The 7,864-nt window shown below is 69.9% G+C and carries 7 protein-coding genes; 3 read left to right on the top strand and 4 right to left on the bottom strand.

The features are described 5' to 3' along the window. Positions 1-95: 95 nt before the first annotated feature. Positions 96-863 carry an aminoglycoside phosphotransferase gene (locus ACTHL4_RS08670; RefSeq protein WP_440282351.1) on the top strand — a complete coding sequence of 256 codons (768 nt, stop codon included), beginning with the start codon at positions 96-98 and terminating at the stop codon, positions 861-863. 6 nt (positions 864-869) lie between these two features. Here ACTHL4_RS08670 and ACTHL4_RS08665 read toward each other — a convergent pair whose 3' ends face one another. Then, on the bottom strand, positions 870-1,148 hold the full coding sequence (locus tag ACTHL4_RS08665; RefSeq protein WP_440282350.1) for a hypothetical protein: 279 nt from the start codon (positions 1,146-1,148) through the stop codon (positions 870-872). Between the two features lie 101 nt (positions 1,149-1,249). On the opposite strand from ACTHL4_RS08665, the gene ACTHL4_RS08660 reads away from it, so the two are divergent. Further along, entirely contained in the window at positions 1,250-3,241 is a 1,992-nt protein-coding gene (locus ACTHL4_RS08660) for an OPT family oligopeptide transporter (RefSeq protein WP_440282349.1), read from the top strand. A 75-nt stretch (positions 3,242-3,316) separates the two neighbouring features. On the opposite strand, the gene ACTHL4_RS08655 is transcribed toward ACTHL4_RS08660, so the two are convergent. From ACTHL4_RS08655 to ACTHL4_RS08645, 3 genes are all read right to left on the bottom strand, one after another. Further along, the gene (locus tag ACTHL4_RS08655) at positions 3,317-4,540 is read right to left on the bottom strand and encodes an acetyl-CoA C-acetyltransferase (RefSeq protein WP_440282348.1); all 1,224 of its coding nucleotides are present in this window, start codon (positions 4,538-4,540) and stop codon (positions 3,317-3,319) included. Positions 4,541-4,675: 135 nt separating this feature from the next. Continuing rightward, complete coding sequence (locus tag ACTHL4_RS08650; RefSeq protein ID WP_440282347.1) at positions 4,676-5,089, bottom strand: HIT family protein; 414 nt, start codon at positions 5,087-5,089, stop codon at positions 4,676-4,678. 40 nt (positions 5,090-5,129) lie between these two features. Next, entirely contained in the window at positions 5,130-6,248 is a 1,119-nt protein-coding gene (locus tag ACTHL4_RS08645) for an SGNH/GDSL hydrolase family protein (RefSeq protein WP_440282346.1), read from the bottom strand. A gap of 140 nt (positions 6,249-6,388) precedes the next feature. Here ACTHL4_RS08645 and ACTHL4_RS08640 point away from each other — a divergent pair, with 140 nt between their 5' ends. Then, positions 6,389-7,768 carry a cystathionine beta-synthase gene (locus ACTHL4_RS08640; protein WP_440282345.1) on the top strand — a complete coding sequence of 460 codons (1,380 nt, stop codon included), beginning with the start codon at positions 6,389-6,391 and terminating at the stop codon, positions 7,766-7,768. Positions 7,769-7,864: the final 96 nt, after the last annotated feature.

Genomic DNA, 7,864 nt, shown 5'->3' with positions numbered 1-7,864 from the left:
CCCGCCCGTCCCCTGGGCCGGCCGTCCCGCCCCCCCCCAGCTGTCGCCGGGGCGCCCCCGCGCGGCCGGCGGCGCGGGCCCCCCACCTCTTTGCCGTGCCGGACGACCTACGGCGACTGCCGGGCGGCCAGGGTGGCAGCGTCCTGGCCGGTGACCTGGTGCTCAGCCCGGGGCGCGACCACCCGACCGCCGACGAGCTCAGCCCCCGCCTGGCCCGGCTGGCAGTGGACCTGGACACCCGCGCTCGCCGCAGCGTCCGCGTCGCCATGCCGATCCCGGCCCGTGACGGCAACTGGGTGGTCGAGGGGTGGTCCGCCAGCCGCTACGAGCCGGGCAGCACGAGCTGCACCGACCCGGCGGTGGTGCGTGCCACCGCCGCACTGCTGCACGCCGAGCTGGCCCGGGCGATCGGGCGGTGGCCCCTCGCCGCACAGCCACCGCGCAGCCGCTGGGATCGTGCCGAACGCATCGCCTTCGCGCACGGAGCGGCCCAGCTGGACGAATACTCCTGTGCTCAGGCGCAGTTGGCGCGCGAGTTGCTGATGCTGCGGACCGACGACGACCTCGGTCCGCAGCAGCTGGTGCACGGTGACCTGGCCGGCAACGTGCTGGTGGATGCTGCCCATGTCCCCGTCGTCATCGACTTCGCCCCCTACTGGCGCCCGGTCCGCTGGAGCGACGCAGTGGCCGTGCTCGACCTGGTGATGTGGTGCGGCGCGGATCCGGCACTGATGCAGGACTGGACGCGAGGTGCGCCCCGACAGGCGATGCTGCGCGCCGCGATCTTCCGGGTGCTGTCCGATCTCCGGCCGGACGCCCAGCACCTCGAGCGCTACCGCGCCGTGCTGGCGCCGCTGCGCTGAGCAGCGTCAGGGCAGCGCGCGGCGCACCTGCGTCAGGCCCTGCAGCGCCAGCGACTCCAGGCCCGTGCGGCACGCGTCATACACCGTCACGGTCAGCTGCTCGGCCAGCACGGCGTCCCCCAGGTCCGGTATGTCGAGCGGCTCCAGCGCCTGCTCGCGCCGGGTTCGGTCGGCCAGCTGTTGCGCGAGATCGCGCAGCAGCGAAGCGTTTTCGCGGGTCTGTTGCGCCGTTAGTTGCTGCCAGCGTCGGGTCACCCGCCGCAGTTCGGTCGTGACGTCGTCCACCACCACAGCGTATGGCGCTCGGGCACGGCGCGATTCGGGCGTGAGCGCCGACGCGTTTAGGGTGGGTTGGTTCGTGTGTTCCATCGAGGAGGTTCTATTCCATGTCCGCTGAGAGCTCTGCGGGCCGGTCGGTCGTGCGGGAGCTGACTGTCCGCGGCATCGTCATCGGCGGTCTGATCACCCTGGTGTTCACGGCGGCCAACGTCTATCTGGGCCTGAAGGTCGGCCTGACGTTCGCCACCTCCATCCCGGCGGCGGTCATCTCGATGGCCGTGCTGCGCTACTTCGCCGACCACTCGGTGGTCGAGAACAACATCGTGCAGACGATCGCCTCCGCGGCGGGCACGCTGTCGGCGATCATCTTCGTGCTGCCCGGCCTGGTGATCGTGGGCTGGTGGAACGGCTTCCCCTACTGGACGACCATGGCCGTCTGCCTGGTCGGCGGCATTCTCGGAGTGGCCTACTCCATCCCGTTGCGTCGCGCCCTGGTCACCGGATCCGACCTGCCCTATCCCGAAGGCGTCGCAGGCGCCGAGGTGCTCAAAGTCGGCGACACCCGGGAGGGTGCGGACGAGAACAAGCGCGGTCTGCGCGTCATCATCGTGGGTTCGCTTGCCGCGGCGGCGTTTTCGCTGCTGGCGGCGCTCAAGGTCGTCGCCGGATCGCTGCAGAAGGTGTTTCATGTCGGCAGCGGCGGCACGATGATCGGCTCCAGCCTCTCGCTCGCGCTCATCGGTGTCGGGCACCTCGTCGGTCTCGGCGTCGGCATCGCGATGATCGTCGGCCTGCTCATCTCGTTCGGGGTGTTGCTGCCGATCAAGTCCTCCGGTCACCTGCCCGCTCACGGTGACATCACTGACGCGGTCAGTGGTGTGTTCGCCACCGACGTGCGCTTCATCGGCGCCGGTGCGATCGCGGTTGCCGCAGTCTGGACGCTGCTGAAGATCATCGGCCCCATCATCGGCGGCATCAAGGACGCGATCGTCTCCAACCGTGCGCGGCAGGGCGGTGAGGAGCTGGACGTCACCGAGCGCGACATGCCGATCACCATCGTCGCCGGCATCGTGCTGCTGTCGTTGATCCCGATCGCGTTGCTGTTGTGGGGTTTTGCGCACGACACCAACCTCAGGGGCAGCCTGGTGGGCCTCATCGTGCTCAGCCTGATCTTCGTGCTGCTGATCGGCCTGGTCGTCGCAGCGGTCTGCGGTTACATGGCAGGTCTGATCGGTTCGTCCAACAGCCCGATCTCCGGCGTCGGCATCCTCGTGGTGCTGGCAGCCGCTCTGCTCATCAAGGCGATGTTCGGCGGCGGCAGCGGTGCACATGCCGAGGCGCTGGTGGCCTTCACCCTCTTCACCGCTGCGATCGTGTTCGGTGTCGCGACGATCTCCAACGACAACCTCCAGGACCTCAAGACCGGTCAACTGGTCGGGTCCACGCCGTGGAAACAGCAGGTGGCGCTGGTGATCGGCGTCGTGTTCGGCTCACTGGTCATACCGCCGATCATGGATCTGATGAACAACAGCTTCGGCTTCCTGGGCGCCCCGGGCGCCGGCAAGGACGCGCTCGCGGCTCCGCAGGCGTCGCTCATCTCGTCGCTGGCCAAGGGTGTCTTCGGCGGCTCCCTCGACTGGGGCCTGATCGGCCTGGGTGCGGCCATCGGCGTCGTCGTGATCGTCATCGACGAGGTGCTGGGCAAGACCACCGGTCGGCTGCGGCTGCCGCCGCTGGCCGTCGGCATGGGCATGTACCTGCCGATCTCGCTGACGCTGATGATCCCGCTGGGTGCCGTGATCGGGACGTTCTACGACCGGTGGGCCGACCGCAACACGGCGAACCCGGTGCGGGTCAAGCGGCTCGGCGTGTTGGTGGCGACCGGCTTCATCGTCGGGGAGAGCCTGTTCGGGGTGCTGCTCGCGGCGATCGTCGCGGCCACCGGCAAGGATTCGCCGCTCGCCGTGGTCGGCGACGGTTTCCTGCACTGGTCGGAGGGCCTGGGTGCGGTCCTCTTCGTCGTGTTGATCGCCGGTGTCTACCAGTGGACCCGCAAGGTGGCCACCGCGGGCGACGAGGTCGCCGAGGCCACGAGCTGACCCCACCGGCCACCACGCATTCGGCCCCGGACCGCACGCGCGGTCCGGGGCCGAATCACGTTCCGGCGTCGAGGTTCAGGACAGCCGCTCGTAGATAATCGCCATACCCTGACCGCCACCGACACACATGGTCTCCAGACCGAAGGTGCCGTCCCTTTCCTGTAGGCCGTTGAGCAGCGTAGTGGTGATCCGCGCGCCGGTCGAGCCGAACGGGTGGCCCAGCGCGATGGCGCCGCCGTGCACGTTGAGCTTGTCGAAGTCCATGCCGAGGTCGTCGGCGGAGGGCAGCACCTGCGCGGCGAACGCCTCGTTGATCTCGTAGAGGTCCAGGTCGTCGATCGTCATACCGGCCCGCTGCAGCGCCTGACGGGACGCCTCGACCGGCCCGAGGCCCATGATCTCCGGCGACAGCGCGGAGACGCCGGTGGACACCACCCGGGCGAGCGGGGTGAGGCCGAGCTCGGCGGCCTTGGTGTCGCTCATCACCACCACCGCGGCCGCGCCGTCGTTGAGCGGGCAGCAGTTGCCGGCGGTGACGGTGCCGTTCTCCCGGAACACCGGCTGCAGCGTGGAGACCTTCTCCAGGGTGACGCCGGCACGCGGGCCGTCGTCGGTGCTGACGACCGTGCCGTCCGGCAGGGTGACCGGCGCGATCTCCCGGGCGAAGAATCCGTCCGCGATGGCCTTCTCGGCGCGGTTCTGGCTGCTGACGCCCCACTCGTCCTGGCGTGCCCGGCTCACTCCGCGCAGCGTCGCGACATTCTCGGCCGTCTGGCCCATCGCGATGTAGATGTCGGGCAGCTCGCCGTCCTCGCGCGGGTCGGACCAGGGAGTGTTGTCCTTGGCGATCTGCTCGGTCCGGGTCTTGGCCTCCTCGAACTTCGGGTTCTGCCAGGCGACGTTGCTGCCGCCGGCGCCGGAGAAGTCGGCGTAGCGGGACACACACTCGACACCGGCGGAGATGAAGACGTCGCCTTCACCGGCCTTGATGGCGTGCGCCGCCATCCGGGTGGTCTGCACCGAGGAGGAGCAGAAGCGGTTGACGGTTGCGCCCGGCAGGTGGTCCCAGCCGCCGAGCACCGACACGACGCGCGCCATGTTGCTCCCGTGTTCGGCCCACGGTTCGGCACAGCCGAGGTAGAGGTCCTCCACGAGCTTCGGGTCGAGACCGGGCACCCGCTCCAGGGCCGCCCGGATCACCTGCACGCTGAGGTCGTCGGGGCGAATGTCCTTCAGGGATCCCTTGAACGCACGGCCGATCGGGGTGCGCGCAGTGGAGACGATGACAGCTTCGGGCATGGGGTCCTCCGTCGATGCAGGAGCGGGTCTTCGGAACGTGCTGTGGCCGATCGCGGGATGTTACTCGCGGGTATGCCGCCTTCGAGTGTATGGCGTCCGCGCCGACGGCCCGCCGGCACCTCGTGGCGGTGTGCGTCAGTCCCGCAACAGGGCGGCAACCTCGGCGATCTCGTCGGGGTCTCCCGGTTGGGGGATCCACGGCAGTTGCAGCGGGTCGTCCTCGTAACGCGGTATGACGTGCAGGTGGAAGTGGAAGACGGTCTGCCACGCCTCGGAGCCGCAGCAGTTGAGCAGGTTGATGCCGTCCGCGCCGAGCCGATCCATCGCGCGCCGTGCGACGGACTGGCCGGCCAGGGCGACCGCGGCGAGCTGGTCCGGAGCGATCTCGAGCAGGTCCTTGGCGTGCTGTTTCGGGACCACGAGCGCGTGGCCGCGGGTGCCGGGATTGAGGTCCATGAAGGCAACGGTGTGCTCGTCCTCATGGATCTTGTCGGCGGGCAACGCACCCGCCACGATCTTGCAGAAGATGCAGTCAGCCTCAGTCGTCATACCGCCGACTGTAAACCTCTGCCGGCGGCCGCGAGCGGGGTCAGTCCGAGCCGATCGGGTGGTGCGCCGCGGGGGAGTCGGGCGGCGTGTCGTCCGCGGCGTCGTCCGACCGGTGCGCTGGCGCATCACCGGGCGGAGCGGTCGGGATGTCGGCGGCTGCCGTGCCGGCGGTCTCGGGATCCGGCAGCGGGTGGCGGTGACGACGCAGCAGCACCGCCCAGGGGCCGCGGGCGTTGCGCGCCATACCCTTGACCTCGGTGCCGGTGACCTCGGTGCCGGGGTCGCGGGCGGCCCGCCGAGCCGCGGAGGCGACCGGGCGGACGGCCTCGCCGCGCAACCGGTCCGGTTTGCGTCCGGTGTCCGGGGAGACCTCGCCGAGCGCGTCGAGCACGCTCGGCAACAATGCGGAGGCCGCACGGGCGTAGCCGGCGGATGAGGGGTGGAAACGGTCCTTGGAGAACATCACCGTCGGGCTGTCGGAGAATTCGTGCCCCAGCAGGTCGCCCAGCGAGACGGTGCGCCCGCCCATTTCGACGACGGTGCGGGTCTGCGCTGCCGCGAGGTGGCGCGACCACCGACGAGCGAGCTGGCGCAGCGGCTGGGGCACCGGCTTGATGACGCCCAGGTCGGGACAGGTCCCGACCACGACCGGGCTACCGGCATCGCGCAGCCGGCGGACGGCCTCGGCCAGGTGCTCGACGGCGTCGGTCTGCGACAGCCGGCTGGTGACGTCATTGGCGCCGACCATGATCAACGCCACGTCCGGGTGGGACACGGACTCGAGCGCCGCGTCCAGCTGGCCGCCCAGATCCGGTGAGGTCGCGCCGACGACTGCGACGTTGGTGAGCCGGACCGGCCGCCCGGCGAACGCGGCCACGGCGGCGGCGATGATCGCCCCGACGGTCTGGCTCGCATTGTCCGCGCCCATGCCCTTGGCGGTCGAGTCTCCCAGCACCAGCAGGTCGATCGGCTCGCCGGGAGCGGCCCCGTAGGTGCCGTTGTCGTCCGGTGCACCGTCGAACGGCTGACCGACGACCCGTCGGGCGATCGCGGCCTCGCCCTTGAGCACACCCCATCCGCCGAGGACCCCAGCCGCGCCCACCCCGGCGATCTCGGCCGTGTACATGGCGACCTTGCGCGCCACCGATGCCCGGCTCATCGCTGCCTCACCCGCCCTTGCTGCCGCTCGTATGTCGTCATCGTCCGTGGGTGCCCATGCTCTCATTTCGCCGCGACGGGTCCGCCGGGTGTGTGTGGCATGAGGCCCCACGATCATCCGACATCTGAGACGATCGGTGCATGAAGTTCGCTGAGCACATCGCCGATCTGGTGGGTGGTACCCCGCTGGTCCGTCTGTCGAAGGTCACCGAGGGCATCGCGTGCACCGTTCTGGCCAAGGTCGAATACGTCAACCCCGGAGGGTCGGTCAAGGACCGCATCGCCTTGCGGATGATCGAGGCGGCCGAGGCGTCCGGAGCGTTGCAGCCGGGCGGCACCATCGTCGAGCCGACCTCGGGCAACACCGGTGTCGGGCTGGCCCTCGTGGGCCAGCGCAAGGGTTACCGGTGCATCTTCGTCTGCCCGGACAAGGTCAGCGAGGACAAGCGCAACGTGCTCAAGGCGTATGGCGCCCAGGTGGTCGTGACACCGACGTCGGTGCCGCCGGAGCATCCGGACTCCTACTACAGCGTCTCGGACCGCATCGCCGCGGAGACGCCCGGCGGGTGGAAGCCCGACCAGTACTCCAACCCCGAGGGCCCCAACTCCCACTACCACTCGACCGGTCCGGAGATCTGGGCCGACACCGACGGTGAATTGACCTCCTTCGTCGCCGGCATCGGCACCGGAGGCACCATCACCGGCACCGGCCGCTTCCTGCGCGAGGTCTCCGCGGACCGACCCGGCGGTCGGGTGCGGATCTTCGGCGCCGACCCGGAGGGCTCGGTCTACTCGGGCGGCAGCGGCCGTCCCTACCTGGTCGAGGGCGTCGGCGAGGACATGTGGCCCCGGGCCTACGACCCGTCGGTCGTCGACGACGTCATCGCGGTCAGCGACGCCGACTCCTTCGCGATGACGCGGAGGCTGGCCCGCGAAGAGGGCCTGCTCGTGGGCGGCTCCTGCGGTATGGCGGTCGTGGCCGCGCTGCGACACGCAGCGACGCTGCCTGCCGAGGCGACCGTTGTGGTGCTGTTGCCGGACTCCGGCCGGGGCTACCTGTCGAAGATCTTCGACGACACCTGGATGGGCAGCTACGGGTTCCTCCCGGAGCAGGCGGAGGAGCAGACCGTAGGCAGCGTGCTGTCCGCCAAGGCAGGCTCGATGCCGGCGTTGGTGCACACCCATCCCAACGAGACCATCCGGGATGCGATCCAGATCCTGCGTGAGTACGACGTCTCGCAGATGCCCGTCGTGAAGGCAGAGCCACCGGTGATGGCCGGCGAGGTCGCCGGTTCGGTGAGCGAGCGCGAGCTGCTCGACGCGCTCTACACGGGGGCAGCACACCTGGCCGACCCGGTGGAGCGTCACATGGAGGCGCCGTTGCCGATGATCGGCGCCGGCGAGCGCGTCTCGGGAGCACGCGACCTGCTGAACAAACACGACGCGGTGATGGTGGTGCAGGACGGCAAGCCGGTCGGTGTCCTGACCCGCGCCGATCTGCTGAGCCTGCTGGTCGACTGAGCCGAGCTGTCTGCTTCGACTCCTCGCAAGTCAGTCGGTGTCCGCCACGAGCGTCGCTCGTGGCCGACACCGACGGTTTTGGTCGTCGTCTCGCGG

This window comes from Flexivirga sp., assembly GCF_051955415.1.
Lineage (GTDB): Bacteria > Actinomycetota > Actinomycetes > Actinomycetales > Dermatophilaceae > Flexivirga.
This window is presented reverse-complemented; position numbering and strand designations above follow the sequence as displayed.